The organism is Nocardioides bizhenqiangii (assembly GCF_034661235.1).
Taxonomy (GTDB): domain Bacteria; phylum Actinomycetota; class Actinomycetes; order Propionibacteriales; family Nocardioidaceae; genus Nocardioides; species Nocardioides bizhenqiangii.
The window spans coordinates 2,566,937-2,585,301 of the sequence record NZ_CP141059.1; the positions used below are offsets into that span (position 1 = coordinate 2,566,937).

Genomic DNA, 18,365 nt, shown 5'->3' on the forward strand with positions numbered 1-18,365 from the left:
GATGGAGTTCGCGCTCAGTGAGGAGCAGGGCGAGCTGGCCGCCACCGTCCGGGCGGTGCTGACCAAGCAGGCCGACCCGGCCGCCGTCCGCTCCGCCATCGCGGCCGAGGAGGGCTACGACCCGGCGCTGTGGTCGACGCTCTGCGAGCAGGTCGGCGTCGCCGCGCTCGCGATCCCGGAGGAGTACGACGGCGCCGGGGCGACCTTCTTTGAGACCGCGATCGTGCTCGAGGAGCTCGGGCGCTCCCTCGCGCCCACTCCTCTGCTCGCTTCGGCGATCGCGGCGGAGGCACTGCTTGCCGGTGGCACCGAGGAGGCCAAGGCGCGGCTGCTCCCCCGCATCGCCGCTGGCGAGATCGCCACAATCGCCGTCGGCGACGGCCCGGTGCTCGACGGGGACAGAGCCGTGATCGTGCTCGCGCTCGACGGGGACGACCTGCTCGAGGTCACCGGCGCGGCTGCCACCTGGGCCGAGTCGATGGATCAGACGATCCGGCTGGCCCACCTCGACCGCGCCGGCGCGACGACGACCGTGGTCGGTGACGGAGCCGCCGCCCGTACCCGCGCCGAGCTGGTCGGCCCGGCGGCGGCCGCCGCCCTCGCGGTGGGCCTCTGCGACCGGGCCCTCCGGATGACGGTCGACTACAGCAAGGAACGGGTCCAGTTCGGGCGACCGATCGGCTCGTTCCAGGCACTCAAGCACCGGATGGCCGAGATGCTCGCGCGGCTCGAGATCGGCCGGTCCGCCTCGTGGGCCGCTTCCTACGCGCTCGCCACGGACGCCGCCGGCGCTGAGGTACTGACCCGCACCGCGGCGTCGTACTGTCTCGAAGCGGCCGCGCACCTGGCCGGCGAGTGCGTGCAGCTGCATGGCGGCATCGCGATCACCTGGGAGCACGACGCCCACCTGGTCTTCAAGCGCGCGCACGCCCTCGGCCAGCTCTTCGGCGCGCCGCACCACCACCGCGCGGCGATCACCGTCTGAGCGGGTCGCACAGGTCGACCGACCCCGGAGCGCTGGCTCGCCTGGCGCCACACGCAAGTGCCCTCTATCACCGAGCAGCGCGCGAGGCTTTCACCGACTCTCGGTGCGACGGCAGTTCGCTGATACCGCATCGGCGGACCCGGACGCGACCAGTTGCAAGGCTGCGAACAGCCGAGCAGCCGACCGAAATTTGCGCGCGACGTCTGACGGCGAGAACGCGCTACTGGCGCCCTGCGTGCTCGCGGCGGCTGCACGCTGCTGCCGCGGAGGCACGCTGTTGCCGACAAGCGCGTGCTCAGCGTGTCGCGATGAGCACTGCCTGATTCTCGGTCTCTCGGTCGCCGACAGGTCCCCGCTCAAGCCGAGCGGCGAGGGTGAACCCTGCTGATGTCAGTTCGTGGGCCATGCGTTCAGGCGACCGCAGGTAGCGGAGCAGCGAGAGGTCGTAGCCCCTCCTCCGGTACGACTCGGAGAGGTCCTGGACCCCGTCGCCCGACTGGAACGCAACCAATATCGACCCGCCGGGACGGAGAACTCGGTGGGCCTCTCGAAGGAGTTCCTGGAGGTCCTGGTCGCCGCTGTGAATCGTTGAGTACCACGAGAAGTAGCCGTCGAACGATGCATCTTCGAAGGGGAGGTCCGTGAGCGCCCCCACCTGGGTCGCGAAGGACGGGTGATCAGCCCGAGCGTTTCGGATCATGCCCGGAGAGAGGTCCAGGCCTTCGACCTCACAACGAAGGTCGGCAAGGATCGGTAGGAACCTTCCCGCGCCGCAACCTGCGTCCAGAACTCTCCGCTGGCCTCGGAGCGATCCTGCGAAGTGGTTCACCATCGCGAGCTCGACTGGCTGCTCCGGCTCCGTGCAGCGGAAGGCGTCCGCGTACTCATCGGCTCTCGCGTCATATGCCGAGCGAACCTGCTCGTCCGACTGAACCTCGTGCATGCCCCTAAGTTTGCCGGACGCGCGCAGGCCGCAGTCGGTTCGCGGAATGGTCCGAGACCGAAGAGCAGGGCCGAAAGGGTGCCCGCTACCGCCGCCCGCGGACCTGGCGCCGAGGACCAAGCCCGGCTCGCCTGACTCAGGCGGCGACGCTGTGGTTGCGGTCGGCGCTCGCGGCCTTCCCCATGACCTGGGTCTGCTCCGTGCCGCACCAGCACGTGAACGTGATCACGATGCCGTGGTCGGTGTTGGCCAACGACGTGATCTGGCTCGGGAAGATGAGCACTCGGCTGGCGCACACCTGGCAGTTGTTGTCGAACATCGTTGACCCTCCTTAGATCGGTTGCGTAGGTCAAATCATCGCGGAAGCGCATCTCTAGGGGTAGCCTCGCTTTCCAGAGGCATCCAAAGGAGATCCCTATGCTTTCCCTGCATCAGCTGCGCTGCTTCCTTTCCACCTACGAGCACGGCTCGCTGACCGCCGCGGCCGAGGAGCTCGGCTACGCGCAGCCCTCGGTGTCCGAACAAGTCCGAGGCCTCGAGAAGACGCTCGGAGTACCGCTGTTCCGACGGGTCGGGCGGGGCGTCGTACCGACCACGCTGGCCGACACCCTCCGCCCCTACGCCGAGCAGGCGATCGCCGCGGCCGACGAGGCGCGGCGGGCGGTGCAGAGCGCGGTGTCGCTGGAGAGCGGGACGATCCGGTTCGGGATGTTCGGCGCCGCACGGCTGTACGCCGGCGCACAGATCGTCGCCGACGTGCTCGAGCGCTACCCCGGCGTCCGGGTGGAGCTGATCGGCCAGCACTCCAACGAGGTGCAGGAACAGCTCCGGCGCGGGCACCTCGAGGCGGCGATGATCGCCGTCACGAGCGTCGAGAGCGAAGGCATGACGGTCATCCCGGTGGCCCGCGACGAGCTCGTCTACATCTCGGCCGACCCCGCGCGACTCACCTCCCCCGTGACCGCGGCGCGGCTCGCAAAGGCGTCATTGATCATGCCGGAGACGACGTGGCGCTCCAGCGACTCCGTCCGCATCGTGCTGCGCCGCTTCCTGCACGAGGCCGGCCACAACCCGCAGACCCGGATCGAGGTCGAGGAGGTGGAGACGGCGGTCGACCTGGTCGGCCGCGGCTTCGGCGACTCGGTCATCCCCCGCGGTGGCGCCAACCAGCTCATCCCGCAACTGGCGCCACACGTCGGCTACGCCTCGCTACGCCCCAAGCAGTACGACGTGATGGCGATCGTGCACCGAAAGGGTGCAGTGCTGTCACCCGCGGCTCAAGTGATGATCGAGCTGGCAACCAAGCACATCCAGTCGATCACCGAGCCGGTCTGAGCAGGTAGCACTCGCAGAACCAGAACGGCTGCACCAGGTCGCACACGATGCGCCCGCGCTCGTCGATCGCGCTGCATGGGAGACTCGACGCATGTTGTCCGGGATTGAGTGGCTGGTCCTTCTCGCGATACTCACCGTCGCGATGTTCGGAGTGCTCTACCTAGTGATCCGTTCGGCCGTGAGGTCCGGAGTTCGTAGGGCAGCACGACAACCGGGTGGCTCGCCCACCGAGTAAGTGACCGCCCGGGCAGCCGGCGTTGTCCAGCGCCGGCCTGGCCTGTTCACTGGCCGGATGCCGACCCGGTTGCTGATCATCGCCGACACGCACGTGCCGAAGCGTGCGCGGGACCTGCCGGCACAGGTCTGGGAGGCGGTCGACGCCGCGGACGTCGTCGTCCACGCGGGCGACTGGGTCGACGAGAGCCTCCTCGACCAGCTCGAGGAGCGCGCCCGACGTCTGGTCGCCGTGTTCGGCAACAACGACCACGGTGCGCTGAGACATCGACTCCGCGAGGAGGAACGCGCAGTGATCGACGGCGTCCGCCTCGGCGTCGTGCACGAGACCGGCGCCGCACAGGGGCGGGAGGCACGGTGCAGTGCGCGGTACCCGGATCTCGACGTCCTCGTCTTCGGGCACAGCCACATCCCGTGGGACACCACGACAGGCACCGGACTGCGACTGCTCAACCCGGGTTCGCCCACCGACCGTCGTCGCCAGCCGCACTGCACCTACATGACGGCGGTCGCGGTGGACGGTCGGCTCGAGGACGTCCAGCTCCACCGGCTGTTCCAGAGAGCGGTTCCGGGTACCTAGCCTCGCGGGCGTCGACGAGAGGGAGCACGTGCCGAAATTCAGCAGCAAGGGCAAGGCCTTCGAACGGGACATGAGCTACATCCCGGACCGGGTCACGAAGGAGCCCGGCCGGTCGCAGGACCCGTACGGCGGCGAGGAGCTCGACGTACCGACATGGCAGGTGCAGCCGGGCCGCTACCGGCTGATCGCCGCACGTGCCTGCCCGTGGGCGAGTCGCGCCATCATCGTGCGCCGGCTGCTCGGGCTCGAGTACGTGATCTCGATGGGGCTTGCCGGTCCGACCCACGACGAGCGCAGCTGGGCCTTCGACCTGGACCCGGACCGCGTCGACCCCGTCCTGGGCTACGAGCGGCTGGAACAGGCCTTCCTCGCCCGCTTTCCCGACTACTCCAAGGGGATCACCGTCCCCACGCTCGTCGACGTCCCGTCGAAACAGGCGGTCACCAACGACTTCCCGTCGATCACGCACGACTTCTTCTTCGAGTGGCGCGACCACCACCGACCCGACGCGCCCGACCTGTGGCCCGACGACTGCCGGGACGCGATGGAGACTGTGATGGATCGGGTCTTCAGCGACGTCAACGACGGGGTCTACCGGTGCGGCTTCGCCGGCTCCCAAGAGGCGTACGACGAGGCGTACGACCGGGTCTGGACGGCGATGGACTGGCTCGAGGACCGGCTGTCGCACCAGCGGTTTCTCATGGGCGACAGGATCACCGAGGCCGACGTCCGCCTGTTCACCACGCTCGTCCGGTTCGACGCCGTGTACCACGGCCACTTCAAGTGCAACCGCAACAAGCTGACCGAGATGACCGCCATCTGGGGCTACGCACGGGACCTCTTCCAGACTCCCGGGTTCGGTGAGACCGTCGACTTCGACCAGATCAAGCGCCACTACTACGTCGTCCACGAGGACATCAACCCCAACGGCATCGTGCCGAAAGGCCCGGACCCAGCGGGCTGGCACGCACCGCACGGACGCGACCGGCTCTGAGGACGATCCCCTGACCGAGCACGGCGCATTCCTGGCGCGATGCATCGAGCTGGCGCGTGGCGCTCGACGACCTGCGGATCAGAGCTCGATCGTGGTGAACAGGGTGGTCCCGTGGACCGGGTCCGCTTCCCTGCGCTCGGTCTCGGTGAAGCCGATCTTGGCCAGCACCCGGCGAGATGGGGTGTTCCAGTCCCAGACCGTGGCCCACAGCCGTCTGTACCCGGATGCTCTCGCCCAGTCCAGCACCGCCAACGAGGCCTCGGTCGCATATCCCTGACGCCACACCCGGCGTAGCAGCTCGAACGCCAGCTCCGGCTCCGCCTCCGGCCCTCGTCCGCTGTCGATCAGCCCGCAGTAGCCGATGACGTCACCCTCGGCCTTCCGTTCGATCGCCAGCAACCCGATCGACGACGGCTTCTGGGTGCGGATCGCTTCCTCGAGGTCGGCGACCGTGGGGCGTCCCTCCGCGTCGATCCGACGGTGCGGCGGCACGCGGGGGTCACGTTCGGTCCACAGCTCACGCTGGACGGCAGCCTCGGCCACCCGCCAGGGCCTGAGCAGCAGGCGACTGGTCTCGAGCACCACCTCGCGCCCCGGATCCGCCCCGCTCGCCATGACAGCACCCTCTCAGGCGTCACGCGTCAGCCGTCGGCGGCGGGCTCCACCGGTTGTCGGAGGATCGTCCGGAGCTTCGGTGCCGGGACCTTGCGGGCGTCGCTGAGGTAGATCTCGTGGTGCTTCCCGGTCATCCGCAGTCCTGCGTTTGGGATGAAGTCGTGGTGGAGGTCAGCGAGCACGCTCGCCTCGTCGTCGTAGGACCCGATGTGGAGTGTCTGCACGCAAGTGCCTTCGCGGAGCGTCTCGATCCGCACCCTGTCGAGGCCGGCCGGCCGTTTCTTCGCGGCGACCTTGGCGACGGCGTCGTCGAACATGTCGTCGCCGATCCAATCGGGGACCATGATCATGGTCGTCCAGCTCCACTTGGACTTGTCCCGGGCCGAGGTGAACACCTCCATGTCCGGCGCCCACCACAGCGCTTCCAGCGGCGGAACGACGTAGTCGCGACCCAGCTCCTGCTTGCTGGCGAACTTGAGCTTGTACGCGAGCGGGTAGAGCGTCCCGATCGCGTCGGCGTAATCGGTGGCGGTGTTGGGATCGCCGTGGCCGTCGACCATGAGGTACCGCAACGGCGGAACGTCGAGGATCCGGAACTCACCGTGGCGTGCCTGGTAGGCGTCCAGCGACCTCTTGAAGTCGGTCTTCACCGCGACATTTCTTCTACGTGAGAGGGGACGAAGCACGAGACGGGTCGGCGCCCGAGACCGAGGCCCTCGACTCGTCACGCATGCCGTGCCAGTCCAGGCACAGGACGGTGGCGTCGTCCTCGAGCGCGTGCCCGGCTGCTGCCAGTGCGCTGTCCGCCAGGGCGCGGACGAGCTCTCGCGGATGGAGATCTGCGTTGGCCTTGAGGGCGCCGGCGATGTCGATGCTCGAGACGTTGCGCTCGAGCATGCCGTCCGTCAGGAAGACCACCCGGTCGCCAGGCTCAAGGGTCACGGTCGTGCTGCCGTAGGTGGTGTCGGCGAACATGCCGAACGGCAGGTCGACCCGCAGGTCCAGCGCGGTGAGCGCGGAGCCACGCAGGAGATACGGCACGACGTGTCCAGCGTTGACGATCTCCAGGGCACCGCTCGACAGCTCGACCCGGCCGATCAGCCCCGTGACGAAGTCCTCTCCGGCGGCGCTGACCGCATGCTCGAACAGAACCTCGTTGGCCACCATCGCCTGGTCGAGCAGCGACATCCCCCGTCGGCGTGCCCCTCGCAGACCACCGACACACGTGGTCGCCGACAGCGCAGCATCGACGCCGTGTCCCATCGCGTCCGTCAACGACAGGTGCAGGAGATCGCGAGCCAAGCTGTAGTCGAAGGTGTCGCCCCCGATGCTCGCGGCCGGCTCGAGCCACCCCGCCACGGTGAAGGCGGCGGCCTCGCAGGTGCGGGCCTCGGGAAGGAGGCGTTGCTGGATCTCTGCGGACAGGCTGAACGGCCGGCTGCGTTGACCCCACTCGAAGAGGTCGGTGTGGCGCCGGTTCGCGATCACCACGAACGCGAGAAGGTGGGCCACCTGGGAAACCTCTGCCACGACATCGCGTTCGGGTTCGACGGGCAGGTACAGCTCGAGCAGTCCGATGGACTCGCCACGCTCTGTCACCGGGGCGAGGATGCGCCACAGGCCAGCGAGGTCCGGATCCATCTCCGCACCGTGCGGCGGCAGCACCTGGGCTGTCTGGGTGCGCACAGCCTGCTCTTCCGGGCCGCCGTCGAAGGGCAGCACCGTGGCGGACTCTTCGTCGTCGCGCCGTTCGCCCGTCGACAGCGAGCCAGGGTGACCGGTCACAGGGACGTGCGCCAGACGCACGAGTGCCCGCCCGGAGAGGTCCGCGATGAGGAAGGACACGGCCACCGCGTCGAACGCGAGCCCCAGCTCTCGCGCCACGCCGGACACCGCCTCCAGCGGCGAGTCCGCCTCCGCGGCCTCCAGCACCCGCCCGACATCGGTCAGCCTGCGGGAGCGCGTCATCGTGCGACTGTAGTCGGACAATCCGGTGGCGGATCTGTCGCCCGGCCGGGAAACTGGCGCGATGTCCGAGGCTCACCGCTCCGATCCGGTTGTCCGCCCTGTCACCGCCGACGACTTCGAGCAGACGCTCGCCCTGGGCCTGGAGGCCTTCGGTGACCTTCCCGAGGGCATGACCCGGCCGACAGCGGAGGGTTTCCCAGGTCCGGGCCGTCACTCCTGGGGCGCGTTCGAGGGTGGTCGACTGCTGGGTCGGGCGGTCGGTCGGGAGTACCACTCCTGGTGGCACGGGGCGGAGATACCCACCTGCGGCGTTGCCGGCGTGACCGTCGCCGCGGAGGAGAGAGGCGCCGGACTGCTCGACGCGATCTTCCGGCCGCTGCTCGCCGAGGCGATGGAGCGCGGCGAGGTCCTCTCGACCCTCTACCCGACCGCACCGGGCGTCTATCGACGCTTCGGCTACGAGCTGGTGGGCGCCCTCGAGACGGTGGAGCTTCCGACCGCGGAGCTGCAGGGCGTGCGCCCACCGATCGGCGTCCGCACGCGACGCGGCACCCTCGAGGACGTGCCGGCCATCCGTGATCTCTACACCGCCTGGGCGCAGGAGCAGAACGGTCCGCTCACCCGACGCGGCGTCAGCTTCACCGCCACCGACCAGGAGCTGCTCGACGACGCCACCGTTTTGACGGTCGCGGCCGACGAGGCCGACCGCGTCGTCGGCTACCTGATGTGGACCCGAGGCCGGGGCTACGGCCGCGAGGGCCGACTGACGGTGGAGGACACCGTCGCGGTCACGGTCGATGCGCATCGCGCGCTCTGGCGGATGGTGGCCACGTTCGCGCCGGTCACGCCTGGCGTACGGCTCACGACGTCGGGCGCCGACCTCCTGCGGGCGATCCTGCCGTCCGCCTCGTGGCAGGTGGTCGAGGCGCGCCCGTACATGCTGCGCCTGCTCGACGTGGAGGCGGCGTTCTCGTTGCTCCGTGCCGGTGCGCTGCGCGGCGAGGTGGCGTTCGAAGTCGCGGGCGACGAGTACTGCGGCACCGACGGCGCGTACGTCGTCCGGGTGTCCCCTGCAGGCGTGGCCTGCCAGCGGGTCGACCTCGCCTCCTCTCCCGAACGGCCGGTGTTCACTCCTGGCGGCCTGGCGCTCGCGTGGTCGGGCGTCCAGACCTGCGCGAACCTCCGGATGGCCGGCCTGCTGAAGGGCGGCGCCGGTTCGGACGTCCTGCTCGACCGTCTGCTCCGGGGCCGACCGGTGCACATCCGGGACTACTTCTGACCACGTACGGTCGTCGCGTCGGCGACGCCGGTGAACACCCGGTCGGGCCCGCGCAGGACCGCCACGACCCCGGGCGCCGTCATCGCGACGACGTCCTCGCGGTCGGCCGAGGCGATCGGTTCGAGCTCGAGGAGGTAGCGCATCGTCGCCATCCCGAACATCTGCGAGACGACGAGCTCCCACTTCATGGCGGAGATCGGGCGGTTGCCGCGCCGAAGGTGCGGGAGGAGCAGGGCGCGGTTCAGCCAGCGCAGGATGCGCGGCGCGTCGTCGCCGGACTGCGACGAACGCGCGACGACGCGCAGCATCCGCTCGCTCGTGCGCGGGTGCTCGCAGAGGACGAGGAACCGGCGCACGAGCTGGATGGCGAAGTCTTCGGTCGGGTCCAGGCTGCGCATCGCAGGCCTGATGCTGCCACGACGGCGGTGGCGGCGATCCGGGTCAGCGGTTGGCTGCGCGGATCATGCGACGGATCTCACGCGGGATCGGGTTCGCCAGCAGGACCGGCCGATCCAGGAGTCGGCGTGACGTGACCGCCCAGATCTTTCCCTTGTTCGCTGTCCGCCCCCGGGGCAGGAACCAGGGACCGCCGCTCGCACCGCCGTTGAGCCGGCAGTTGTGCATCGCCGCGTCGGAGGTGTCCTGGAAGCGGACGGTGCGGCCGTCACAGCGGCGAGCGGTCCGGCCGTCGAACGGCGGCTGCGCCGGCCAGCCCCAGATCCGCACCCCCCAGCGGCGCTGGGACTTGCAGCAGACCACCTCGTTGCCGCCCACGGCCCGGACCAGCTTGCGTCCGTTGCGCTTCTTGAACGCGATGATCGCCTGGTCGTGGCGGAACGACTCGTTCTCGACCCAGCCGTTGAACGCCCACGCGTTCCGGGCCACCCACCTGCCCTCGGGCGCCCGCCCGCGGTGGTAGCGAGGCACGAAGACCCAGTTGCGGAAGAAGTGCGGTTGTTCGAGCAGTCCCGGCGGGTTAGGTCCGGTGTGTACGCAGTGTCCGGCCGTGATCACCTGGTCGAGCTTCCGGGTCCGGATCGCCGCCGCGGAGCACACGTAGTCACCGCCACCGTCGGAGAAGAAGAGCTTGCCGACCATCCGCGGCACCCTGCGGGGCGGGATCGGGCCGCTGGTCCCGCGACGCGCGGGCGCGGCGTCGTACGACGTCGATCCGCCCAGGCTGGGGAGGACCTCCTCGATCGGGATCGCTGCGGCCATCCGCTCCCGCGTCCAGTAGTGCCGGATCTCCCGCGCGGCCCGCGCAGGCTTCGGCGCACGAACGACGTCTCCCGGCCGCGATGCGACCGCGCCGCTCGTCGTCGCGCCGGCGGCGGCGCCGGCATCGGCGGATGTCGTTGTCACGCCCGACAGAACGGCCGACACGAGCATGCCGGCGACGAGCAGCGTCGCCCCACGAAGAGCCCCCATGGGCGGCACCCTACCCGCAGGATCAGGAGTCGGTGGTGTGGTAGCGACCCCGGAAGTACAGCAGCGGCGAGACGTCGCCGCGGTCGGTCGTCTCCAGGTGCTCGACCCGTCCGATCACGACGTAGTGGTCGCCGCTCTCGTGGACGGTGTGGATGGTGCAGTCCAGGTGCGCCAGGGAACCGTCGACCACCGGCGATCCGGTGGCCTCGGCGGGGTGCCAGTCGATACCGGCGAACTTGTCCGCTCCCTTGGTGGCCATCTGGGCGGAGACGTGCTCCTGGTGGGCCGCGAGCACGTTGACGCAGAACCGACCGGTGCGCTGGATCAGCGGCCACGCCCGCGACGACTTGGCCGGCACGAACAGCACCAGCGGCGGGTCGAGGGACACGCTCGAGAAGGACTGGCAGGTCATGCCGATCGGCTCGCCACCGCTGATCGTCGTGACGACCGTGATCCCGGACGCGAAGGTGCCGAGCACATCGCGGAACCGGCGGGCTGCCGCCCGGGCCTCGGGCTCGTCCTGGACCGCGACGTCCTCGCCGGGGCGGAACTCGAAGTCGATCTCGGCGTCACCGAGCCAGGAGTCGATGAGGGCCGGGTGCGGCCAGTTCTCGCGGGCGTCGGGGCTCATCCCCTCGGGGATCTCACCCTCCGGCACCCGGTGCGACTCCGTGGGCATGCTGGTCACGTTAGCGATCTCAGCTTCCGGCACCGAAGTCGTGGCCCCAGTACGAGACGGCGGTCGACTCCCGTGCGACCCACTTGTGGTCGTCGACGCGGAGGCCCTCGGTGCCGAACTCGATGTCGAAGCCGCTGGGCGACCTGACGTAGAACGAGATCATCTCGTCGTTCATGTGGCGTCCGAGCGTCGCCGAGAGCTTCGCGCCGTGCTTGCGGACCCGCTCGAGCGCCCGCCCGACGTGGTCGAGCTCGTCGACCTCGAACATGATGTGCACGCACTTCGACGGGTTGGGCATCGGCAGGAACGCCAGCGAGTGGTGCCGCGGGTTGACGCCGAGGAACCGCAGCCACACCTTGCTGCCGGGCTCCTTGCCGACGAACTCCCCCGGCATGCTCATCGAGTCGCGCAGCCGGAAGCCGAGCACCTCCGTGTAGAACCGCAGCGCCTCCACGTCGTCGAGGACTGGTACGACGAGGTGGCCCATGCCCTGGTCGCCGGTGACGAACCTCGCGGCGTACGGGGTGACGATCGGTCGCGACTCGTAGGTGATGCCGTGGAACAGCTCGAACACGTTGTCCCACGGGTCGCGGAACCGGATCAGCTCCTGGACGCGGCGCTCGTCCAGCTCGTCCTTGGTGCCCTCCTCGAACTCGACCCCGGCCTTCTGCAGGTGTTCACGAGCGGCCTGCAGGGCCTGGTGGTCGGCGACCTCCCAGCCCGAGCAGTCGAGCCGGTCGACGTCGGACGGGAACACCACGACCCGCGCCGAGACCTCGTCGATCCGCCAGTACTGGTGCTCCGGGTTGGGTCCGCGGCCCTCGGCGAGGCCGAGCACCTTGCCGGCGAAGGTCTTCCACGCGTCGAGGTCGGTGGTGGCGACCCGGACGTAGCCCATGGACTTGATGTCGATCGTCACTTCTTGGTCCTCTCGACGTGACCGGCCAGGAAGGTCGTGCAGACCTGCGCGAACTCCTCGGCGGCCTCGATCTGGGCCCAGTGCCCGCAGTTCGGGAAGACATGCAGCTGCGCGCGCGGGATCTGCTTGAGCGCGACGAGGGCGCCGTCGAGCGGGTTGACCCGGTCCTCGCGGCCCCAGGTCAGCAGCGTGGGCTTGCGGATGGCGTGCACCTCGCGCCAGAGCATGCCGTCCTCGGCCCACTCCGGGTTCCAGAACGAGGCGCCCATGGAGCGCATGGCCTCCATCGAGCCGGGGGCGGTCGCGTCGGCGAACCGCTCCTCGACCAGCTCGTCCGTGACCAGGCTCTGGTCGACCACCATGCTGGAGATGAAGGCCCGCAGCCGCTCCCGCGTCGGATCCATGCTGAAGTCCATCAGCCGCTGGACCCCCTCGGTCGGGTCGGCGTGGAAGAGGTTGAGCGACAGTCCGCCCGGCCCCATCAGGACCAGCCGGCCCACGCGATCCGGGTAGGACAACGCGAACCGCGTCGCCGTACCGCCCCCGAGCGAGTTGCCGAGCAGGTGCACCTTCTCGATCCGCAGCTCGTCGAGGAACCTGACCAGGTAGTCCGAGGAGTGGCGGAAGTAGTTGGCCGTGACCTCCGGCTTGTCCGACTGGCCGAAACCCGGCTGGTCGACGAGGAGGGTGCGGAAGTTCTCGGCGAACCGCGGCAGCGCGGAGCCGAAGTTGCTCCACGCCGACGCACCCGGACCACCACCGTGCAGCAGCACGAACGGCAGGCCGGCGCCGACGTCCGCCCGCGCCTCACCCGCCTCGTAGTAGTTCAGCGTGATGTCGCCGGCCTTCGCCGACCGCCGCACGTCCTCCTTGTTCAGCGCCGGGAACACTCAGTACATCCCCGGGTCGACCTTGTGCCCGAACTGCTGGGCGCCGTACATCTGCAGCGCCCGCTCCGGGTCGTTGGCTGCGTGGACCCGACCCGCGTGCGCGTCGCGCCAGGCCCGTTGGAGGTAGGTCCCCTCAGCGAGCGCGCGGCCTCCGGAGGCCTCGAACAGGGAGTCGATGGCCTCGATGGCGCGGGCGGTGCCGAGCACCTGGTCGCGCCGGACGCGGAGCCGCAGCTCGAGCGGGATGGTCTCGCCGCGCGCGACGAGGTCCTGCTCCTCGCGGATGTTGTTCATCAGCAGCGCCCATGCCGCGTCGATCTCGGACGACGACCGCGCGATCCGCACGGCGGCGAACGGGTCGAGCGAGGCCTTCTCGCCGAGGTACGCCGCCCGCACGCGCTTCTGCTGCATCTCGACGTGCTCGGTGTAGGCACCCATGGCCATGCCGATGATCGGCGTGGCGATGGTGCTGGTGAAGATCGAGTGGAACGGCAGCTTGTAGAGGTCGCTGGTGTTGACCGCCTGGCCAGGGCCCTTGCACTGCCCGGTCTCGCCCATCGAAAGCGTGAACGCCTCCGGGATGAACGTCTCCTCCACGACGATGTCGTTGGAGCCGGTGCCGCGGAGGCCGACGACGTTCCAGACGTCGACGATCTGGTACCTCTCACGCGGGACCATGAAGGTGCGGAAGTCGACGACCTGGCCGTCCTCGTTGAAGACCAGGCCACCGAGAAGCACCCAGCTGCAGTGGTCGCAGCCGGAGGAGAAGCTCCACTTGCCGGAGAGCTTGAAGCCTCCCTCGGCGAGCACCGCCTTGCCGGTCGGTGCGTAGGACGAGCTGAGCCGGACGCTCTGGTCGTCGCCCCACACCGCCTGCTGGGCCTCGTCGTCGAAGAGGGCGACCTGCCAGGGGTGGACGCCGACCACGCTCGCCACCCAGCCCGTCGACCCGTCGGCGGACGCGATGTCACGCACGGCGGTGTAGAAGTCGACCGGGTCGGCCTCGAGGCCGCCGTACCGCGTCGGCTGCAGCAGACGGAAGAAGCCGGTCTCCTCGAGCTCCTTGATCGAAGCCTCGGGTACGACGCGCAGCCGCTCTCCCTCGTCGGAGCGCTCGCGGAACGTGGGGAGCAGGTCACGCACGCCGTCGAGGACGGACTGGACCTCCGCAGATCGGTTCATGCGCCAATACTAGAACACGTTCTCATTTTGGTGAAGCGGAAGGGCGCGGCCGCTCCGCCCCCCGCGATTTCGGAGTCAGCGGCCGCGCGGCTGTCACATCCGAGAACGGCACTCGTTGGTCCACCCTGCGCCGCCGATTACCGTCCGAAGTCTGGAGAGGCAGGCTCAGGGAGATCGATGGCTGACAGCGCGACGGGCAGGGACACCAACGACGCCGCCGTCGTCGCTCGAGACTTCCGCGTCTCGCTGGAGCACCGGCGCGACATCGACGACCTCGTCGCCGATGCGGTCGGCGTCCGGCAGCGCGCGACCGCCGAGGCCGTCGAGATCGTCCGCGCCGCCGAGGCGCTGGCCCGGGAGATCCTCGCCGACGCCCGCGAGCAGGCGGCCCGGCTCACCACGGAGGCGGAGCAGGCGCTCGAGGCCTCGACCGCGGCGCGCGAACTGGCCGCCGCGGCACTTGGCGAGAAGGTGAGTGCGACGATCCATCGGCTGGAGTCGATGGCGAGCGAGGTGCACATGGCGCTCGACAGCGCCCTCGCCGAGGTCTCCGAGTCGCTCTCCCCGCTGACCGACCGTTCGCCGACCACCTCCGGGACCACGCCGCCCGAGCCCAGGAGCGCTCCGGAGAGCGTCGAGGAAGGCGTCGCGACCGCGCCCCAGAGTAGGCCCCAGAGTGGGCCCAAGATCTCGGGGTGGACCGACAACATTCCGAGTCATCCGGTCCGTGGCGGGCTGGGGCCGCGGTCCGAACGCTGGCGCGACCGCTTCCGTCAAGAGCGCTGATGCGGCTCCCGCGGTGATCAGCCGAATGTGTTGACCACCGGATCCGAGAACGTCCGCCTTGGGGACGACACATTCGGTCGTTACCTTCGGCCCTTTCCGCGGTCGTCGCCGACGACCGCGTCGGCAGCTCCAGCCGGCACGAGGATGAGAGAACTTGGACGACACGACAAGCCCACCGCAGGTCGCGACGAGCTCTGCTGACGACGCTGCCCGCGAGTTCAGGGCATCGCTCGAGCAGAGACGTGAGGCCATCGACGCTGCCGCGCGGTCGCTCGAGGCGCGGCAGCGCTCGACGCCCTACGCCGACGACATCGTGCGGCACGCGGAGGCGCTCGCCGACAGGATCGAGTCCGAGGCGCGGGAACGCGCCGAGCAGATCGTCGCCGACGCGCAGGCCCGTGCGGACCGGACGATCGCGGACGCCGAGGCCGCCCGCGCGGCCCTCCTTGACGTCATCGAGCGCACCCGGGCCGAGCTGACCGCACCCGGATCGGCGCCCGCTCCATCGGCCGGCGTCGACGTGCTGTTCGGGGCCGTCGAGGCGGCACGGCCGGTCAGCCCACCGTCGTCGGCTACGCCGTCTTCCCCACCTCGGCGGCCTGCTTGGCCGGGTTTCGACGCGCCTTGAGCGACCTCGCAGGCTTGGTCGCTGGCTTGCTCAACCTGCGCGCGAGACGCCGGGCTCTCGTGCCTCGAGCTCGGCTTCGCGCTTCAACATGAGCGCGATGTCGATCAGCTGGTCCTCCTGCCCGCCGATGAGCTTTCGAGCCCCAGCCTCCAGAAGTAGCTGGGCACCGCTGACGCCGTACCGCTCGGCGGCGTTGCCGGCGTGCTTGAGGAACGAGGAGTAGACGCCGGCGTAGCCCATCATCAGGGTCATCCGGTCGAGCTGGCACTCCTCCGGCATGGCCGGCTTGATGACGTCCTCCGACGCGTCGACGATCTTGAGGAAGTCGACCCCGGTGGTCCAGCCGACCTTGTCGCACACGCCGATGAAGGCCTCGAGCGGCGTGTTGCCGGCGCCGGCGCCGAACCGGCGGACCGAGCCGTCGATCTGGGTCGCTCCCGCGCGGGCGGCGATCACGGTGTTGGCGACACCCAGGCCGAGGTTCTCGTGACCGTGGAAGCCGACATCGGCCTGGCCGCCGATCTCGGTGACGACCGCGGACACCCGGTCCGCGGTCTGCTCCATGATCAGGGCACCGGCGGAGTCGACGACGTAGACGCACTGGCAGCCGGCGTCGACCATGATCCGCGCCTGCTTGGCCAGCACCTCCGGCGGCTGCGTGTGGCTCATCATCAGGAAGCCGACCGTCTCGAGGCCGAGCTCGCGGGCCAGCCCGAAGTGCTGGATCGAGACGTCCGCCTCGGTGCAGTGGGTGGCGATCCGGCAGATCTGGCCGCCGTTGTCCTGGGCAGCCCGGATGTCGTCCTTGGTGCCGACGCCCGGCAGCATCAGGAACGCGATCTTCGCGCGCTTCGCGGTCTCGGCCGCGATCTTGATCAGCTCCTGCTCCGGCGTACGGGAGAAGCCGTAGTTGAAGCTGCTGCCGCCGAGGCCGTCGCCGTGGGTCACCTCGATGACGGGGATGCCCGAGGAGTCGAGGGCCTCGACGATGTCGTGCACCTCCTGCGCCGTGAACTGGTGGCGCTTGTGGTGCGACCCGTCGCGCAGACAGGTGTCGGTCAGCCGGAGGTCGAGCTTGCCCCACGGCTCGTCGCCGTGGATGCCGCTCCAGGTCCGATCCAGGGCGTTGATGTCGGTGCCGATGACTTCGGTGTTGGCGCTCATGTCAGTTGCTCCCGAGGATCGAGCGGGCGATGTGCTGGCCGACCTGGGTCGCCGCGGCCGTCATGATGTCGAGGTTTCCGGAGTACGGCGGGAGGTAGTCGCCGGCGCCCTCGACCTCGACGAAGATCGAGACCCGGCGCATCCCCCGGGTGAAGTCCGAGGGCCCGTCGAACTGCGGCTCCTGGAGCAGCCGGTAGCCGGGGACGTACTCCTGGACCGCCCGCTCAATCTCGTGGATCGAGGCCGTGATCGCGTCGGTGTCGGTGTCGGGGTCGACCGCGCAGAAGATGGTGTCGCGCATGATCATGGGCGGCTCGGCGGGGTTGAGGATGATGATCGCCTTGCCCCGCTCGGCGCCCCCGATCGTCTCCACGCCCGCGGCGGTGGTGCGGGTGAACTCGTCGATGTTGGCGCGGGTGCCCGGCCCGGCGCTCACGCTGGAGACCGAGGCGACGATCTCGGCGTACGACACCGGAGCGACGCGGGAGACCGCAGCGACCATCGGGATCGTGGCCTGTCCGCCGCAGGTGATCATGTTGACGTTCGGCGCGGCGACGTGTTCCTCACCGTTGACCGGCGGGATCACCGCCGGTCCGACCGCGGCCGGCGTCAGGTCGACCGCCCGGATGCCGGCCTCGGCGTAGCGCGGCGCGTACTCCTTGTGGACGTAGGCCGAGGTGGCCTCGAACAGGAGGTCTGGCAGCTCGTCCTGCTTGAGCAGCCAGTCGACCCCCTCGTGGGTCGAGACCAGGCCTTCGTCGGCGGCGAGCCTGAGGCCCTCGCTGGCCGGGTCGACGCCGATCATCCAGCGCGGCTCGATCAGGTCCGACCGGAGCAGCTTGTACATCAGGTCGGTGCCGATGTTGCCGGGACCGACGATGGCGGCAGTGACCTTCCCAGGATTCGGCTTGCTCACGTCGTTCACTCCTCGAACTCCACGACCAGCGGTTCGAACCCGCTGATGGACGCCGTCACCCGGTCACCCGGGGCGAACGGCACGAACGGGCCCAGGGCCCCGGACAGGATCAGGTGGCCCGCGCGCAGCGGGTCGCCGAAGCGGCGGGCCTGCACGGCCAGCCACCGCAGTGCTTCGAGCGGGTCGCCGAGGCACGCGGCACCCGTGCCGGACGAGAGCTCCTCGCCGTTGATCGTCAGCGACATCACGACGTCGCGCGGTTCGAGCTCGGCCTGCCCTGAGCCTGTCGAAGGGTCGAGCTTGCGCCCGTCGCGGCCGACGACGAACAGACCGGAGGACGCGTTGTCCGCGACCGTGTCGGTGAACCCGATCTTCCAGTCCGCGATCCGCGAGTCGACGATCTCGAGCGCCGGCAGGGCGACGTCGACGGCCGCCCGGACCGCGTCGAGCGTGATGTCGTCCTCGTCGAGGTCGATGTCGTGAGCCAGCACGAACGCGACCTCAGCCTCGACCCTCGGCTGGACGAGGGTCCGCATCGAGATCGGCATCCCGTCGGCGCCGTGACTGACGTCCATGTCGCTCAGCAGGTAGCCGAAGTCGGGCTGGTCGACGCCCAGCTGACGCTGGACCGCCTCCGACGTGGCACCGATCTTGCGGCCCACGACCGTCACCCCGCCCGACAGACGTCGCTGCACGAGTCCCTGCTGCACCGCGTAGGCGGCCGACAGGTCGTCGGTGCCGATCAGGTCGCGCACCGGCGCGCACGGCACCCGCGTTTCCTGGGCGACGGCCAGGCGGTCCACCGCCGCCGTGATCGCGTCTTGGGAGGTCACGGGACAG

Annotated in this window: 21 protein-coding genes; 7 read left to right on the top strand and 14 right to left on the bottom strand. The window is 69.7% G+C overall.

Annotated elements, in window-relative coordinates; translation table 11 throughout:
* Nucleotide 1: 1 nt before the first annotated feature.
* Entirely contained in the window at nt 2–985 is a 984-nt protein-coding gene (locus SHK19_RS12455) for an acyl-CoA dehydrogenase family protein (RefSeq protein ID WP_322936400.1), read from the top strand.
* 295 nt (nt 986–1,280) lie between these two features.
* Here SHK19_RS12455 and SHK19_RS12460 read toward each other — a convergent pair whose 3' ends face one another.
* Both SHK19_RS12460 and SHK19_RS12465 read right to left on the bottom strand, forming a co-directional pair.
* Nucleotides 1,281–1,928 carry a class I SAM-dependent methyltransferase gene (locus SHK19_RS12460; RefSeq protein WP_322936401.1) on the bottom strand — a complete coding sequence of 216 codons (648 nt, stop codon included), beginning with the start codon at nt 1,926–1,928 and terminating at the stop codon, nt 1,281–1,283.
* A 136-nt stretch (nt 1,929–2,064) separates the two neighbouring features.
* On the bottom strand, nt 2,065–2,247 hold the full coding sequence (locus SHK19_RS12465; RefSeq protein ID WP_322936402.1) for a hypothetical protein: 183 nt from the start codon (nt 2,245–2,247) through the stop codon (nt 2,065–2,067).
* Nucleotides 2,248–2,345: 98 nt separating this feature from the next.
* On the opposite strand from SHK19_RS12465, the gene SHK19_RS12470 reads away from it, so the two are divergent.
* The 3 genes from SHK19_RS12470 to SHK19_RS12480 all read left to right on the top strand — a co-directional run bounded on the left by SHK19_RS12470 (nt 2,346) and on the right by SHK19_RS12480 (nt 5,071).
* Nucleotides 2,346–3,263, top strand: a complete 918-nt coding sequence (locus SHK19_RS12470; RefSeq protein ID WP_322455287.1) for a LysR family transcriptional regulator — start codon at nt 2,346–2,348, stop codon at nt 3,261–3,263.
* A gap of 292 nt (nt 3,264–3,555) precedes the next feature.
* A complete protein-coding gene (locus tag SHK19_RS12475) occupies nt 3,556–4,077 on the top strand; it encodes a metallophosphoesterase family protein (RefSeq protein WP_322936403.1) in 522 nt (173 codons plus the stop codon).
* Between the two features lie 70 nt (nt 4,078–4,147).
* Nucleotides 4,148–5,071, top strand: a complete 924-nt coding sequence (locus tag SHK19_RS12480; RefSeq protein ID WP_322938692.1) for a glutathione S-transferase family protein — start codon at nt 4,148–4,150, stop codon at nt 5,069–5,071.
* 78 nt (nt 5,072–5,149) lie between these two features.
* Here the strand turns inward: SHK19_RS12480 and SHK19_RS12485 are convergent, their stop codons facing one another.
* Genes SHK19_RS12485 through SHK19_RS12495 form a run of 3 tightly spaced genes read right to left on the bottom strand, consistent with a single transcriptional unit; the run spans nt 5,150 to nt 7,654 of the window.
* A complete protein-coding gene (locus SHK19_RS12485; RefSeq protein ID WP_322936404.1) occupies nt 5,150–5,686 on the bottom strand; it encodes a GNAT family N-acetyltransferase in 537 nt (178 codons plus the stop codon).
* 26 nt (nt 5,687–5,712) lie between these two features.
* Complete coding sequence (locus tag SHK19_RS12490) at nt 5,713–6,336, bottom strand: GyrI-like domain-containing protein (RefSeq protein WP_322936405.1); 624 nt, start codon at nt 6,334–6,336, stop codon at nt 5,713–5,715.
* A gap of 13 nt (nt 6,337–6,349) precedes the next feature.
* Nucleotides 6,350–7,654, bottom strand: a complete 1,305-nt coding sequence (locus SHK19_RS12495; protein ID WP_322936406.1) for a PP2C family protein-serine/threonine phosphatase — start codon at nt 7,652–7,654, stop codon at nt 6,350–6,352.
* A gap of 61 nt (nt 7,655–7,715) precedes the next feature.
* Here SHK19_RS12495 and SHK19_RS12500 point away from each other — a divergent pair, with 61 nt between their 5' ends.
* Nucleotides 7,716–8,933, top strand: a complete 1,218-nt coding sequence (locus tag SHK19_RS12500; RefSeq protein WP_322936407.1) for a GNAT family N-acetyltransferase — start codon at nt 7,716–7,718, stop codon at nt 8,931–8,933.
* On the opposite strand, the gene SHK19_RS12505 is transcribed toward SHK19_RS12500, so the two are convergent.
* Genes SHK19_RS12505 through hsaA form a run of 6 tightly spaced genes read right to left on the bottom strand, consistent with a single transcriptional unit; the run spans nt 8,924 to nt 14,031 of the window.
* A complete protein-coding gene (locus SHK19_RS12505) occupies nt 8,924–9,331 on the bottom strand; it encodes a TetR/AcrR family transcriptional regulator (protein WP_322936408.1) in 408 nt (135 codons plus the stop codon). The genes SHK19_RS12500 and SHK19_RS12505 overlap by 10 nt on opposite strands.
* A 43-nt stretch (nt 9,332–9,374) precedes the next feature.
* Nucleotides 9,375–10,361, bottom strand: coding sequence for a trypsin-like serine peptidase (locus tag SHK19_RS12510; RefSeq protein WP_322936409.1), 987 nt, complete (start codon nt 10,359–10,361; stop codon nt 9,375–9,377).
* Nucleotides 10,362–10,383: 22 nt separating this feature from the next.
* Nucleotides 10,384–11,040, bottom strand: a complete 657-nt coding sequence (locus SHK19_RS12515; protein ID WP_322936410.1) for a flavin reductase family protein — start codon at nt 11,038–11,040, stop codon at nt 10,384–10,386.
* Between the two features lie 19 nt (nt 11,041–11,059).
* Nucleotides 11,060–11,959 carry an iron-dependent extradiol dioxygenase HsaC gene (gene hsaC / locus SHK19_RS12520; protein WP_322936411.1) on the bottom strand — a complete coding sequence of 300 codons (900 nt, stop codon included), beginning with the start codon at nt 11,957–11,959 and terminating at the stop codon, nt 11,060–11,062.
* Complete coding sequence (gene hsaD / locus SHK19_RS12525; RefSeq protein WP_322936412.1) at nt 11,956–12,849, bottom strand: 4,5:9,10-diseco-3-hydroxy-5,9,17-trioxoandrosta-1(10),2-diene-4-oate hydrolase; 894 nt, start codon at nt 12,847–12,849, stop codon at nt 11,956–11,958. Before hsaD ends, hsaC begins: the two co-directional genes overlap by 4 nt.
* Entirely contained in the window at nt 12,850–14,031 is a 1,182-nt protein-coding gene (gene hsaA / locus SHK19_RS12530) for a 3-hydroxy-9,10-secoandrosta-1,3,5(10)-triene-9,17-dione monooxygenase oxygenase subunit (RefSeq protein WP_322936413.1), read from the bottom strand.
* A gap of 177 nt (nt 14,032–14,208) precedes the next feature.
* Between hsaA and SHK19_RS12535 the strand changes: the two genes are divergently transcribed.
* Together SHK19_RS12535 and SHK19_RS12540 are read left to right on the top strand one after the other, a co-directional pair.
* Nucleotides 14,209–14,817, top strand: coding sequence for an ATP synthase subunit B family protein (locus SHK19_RS12535; protein ID WP_322455299.1), 609 nt, complete (start codon nt 14,209–14,211; stop codon nt 14,815–14,817).
* A gap of 154 nt (nt 14,818–14,971) precedes the next feature.
* Nucleotides 14,972–15,445: a hypothetical protein gene (locus tag SHK19_RS12540; protein ID WP_322936414.1), complete on the top strand. Its 474-nt coding sequence runs from the start codon at nt 14,972–14,974 to the stop codon at nt 15,443–15,445.
* 30 nt (nt 15,446–15,475) lie between these two features.
* Here SHK19_RS12540 and dmpG read toward each other — a convergent pair whose 3' ends face one another.
* From dmpG to SHK19_RS12555, 3 genes are read right to left on the bottom strand one after another with little or no spacing between them, the layout of a single operon-like run.
* The gene (dmpG, locus tag SHK19_RS12545; protein WP_322936415.1) at nt 15,476–16,609 is read right to left on the bottom strand and encodes a 4-hydroxy-2-oxovalerate aldolase; all 1,134 of its coding nucleotides are present in this window, start codon (nt 16,607–16,609) and stop codon (nt 15,476–15,478) included.
* Between the two features lies 1 nt (nt 16,610).
* Entirely contained in the window at nt 16,611–17,525 is a 915-nt protein-coding gene (locus tag SHK19_RS12550) for an acetaldehyde dehydrogenase (acetylating) (RefSeq protein ID WP_322936416.1), read from the bottom strand.
* A 5-nt stretch (nt 17,526–17,530) separates the two neighbouring features.
* Nucleotides 17,531–18,358: a 2-keto-4-pentenoate hydratase gene (locus SHK19_RS12555; RefSeq protein ID WP_322455303.1), complete on the bottom strand. Its 828-nt coding sequence runs from the start codon at nt 18,356–18,358 to the stop codon at nt 17,531–17,533.
* Nucleotides 18,359–18,365: the final 7 nt, after the last annotated feature.

Excerpts from the sequence above, each read along its gene's own strand:
- SHK19_RS12455 (WP_322936400.1), top strand. The coding sequence starts at position 2 with ATGGAGTTCGCGCTCAGTGAGGAGCAGGGCGAGCTGGCCGCCACCGTC.
- SHK19_RS12460 (WP_322936401.1), bottom strand. The coding sequence starts at position 1,928 with ATGCACGAGGTTCAGTCGGACGAGCAGGTTCGCTCGGCATATGACGCG.
- SHK19_RS12465 (WP_322936402.1), bottom strand. The coding sequence starts at position 2,247 with ATGTTCGACAACAACTGCCAGGTGTGCGCCAGCCGAGTGCTCATCTTC.
- SHK19_RS12470 (WP_322455287.1), top strand. The coding sequence starts at position 2,346 with ATGCTTTCCCTGCATCAGCTGCGCTGCTTCCTTTCCACCTACGAGCAC.
- SHK19_RS12475 (WP_322936403.1), top strand. The coding sequence starts at position 3,556 with ATGCCGACCCGGTTGCTGATCATCGCCGACACGCACGTGCCGAAGCGT.
- SHK19_RS12480 (WP_322938692.1), top strand. The coding sequence starts at position 4,148 with ATGAGCTACATCCCGGACCGGGTCACGAAGGAGCCCGGCCGGTCGCAG.
- SHK19_RS12485 (WP_322936404.1), bottom strand. The coding sequence starts at position 5,686 with ATGGCGAGCGGGGCGGATCCGGGGCGCGAGGTGGTGCTCGAGACCAGT.
- SHK19_RS12495 (WP_322936406.1), bottom strand. The coding sequence starts at position 7,654 with ATGACGCGCTCCCGCAGGCTGACCGATGTCGGGCGGGTGCTGGAGGCC.
- SHK19_RS12500 (WP_322936407.1), top strand. The coding sequence starts at position 7,716 with ATGTCCGAGGCTCACCGCTCCGATCCGGTTGTCCGCCCTGTCACCGCC.
- SHK19_RS12505 (WP_322936408.1), bottom strand. The coding sequence starts at position 9,331 with ATGCGCAGCCTGGACCCGACCGAAGACTTCGCCATCCAGCTCGTGCGC.
- SHK19_RS12510 (WP_322936409.1), bottom strand. The coding sequence starts at position 10,361 with ATGGGGGCTCTTCGTGGGGCGACGCTGCTCGTCGCCGGCATGCTCGTG.
- SHK19_RS12515 (WP_322936410.1), bottom strand. The coding sequence starts at position 11,040 with ATGCCCACGGAGTCGCACCGGGTGCCGGAGGGTGAGATCCCCGAGGGG.
- hsaA (WP_322936413.1), bottom strand. The coding sequence starts at position 14,031 with ATGAACCGATCTGCGGAGGTCCAGTCCGTCCTCGACGGCGTGCGTGAC.
- SHK19_RS12535 (WP_322455299.1), top strand. The coding sequence starts at position 14,209 with ATGGCTGACAGCGCGACGGGCAGGGACACCAACGACGCCGCCGTCGTC.
- dmpG (WP_322936415.1), bottom strand. The coding sequence starts at position 16,609 with ATGAGCGCCAACACCGAAGTCATCGGCACCGACATCAACGCCCTGGAT.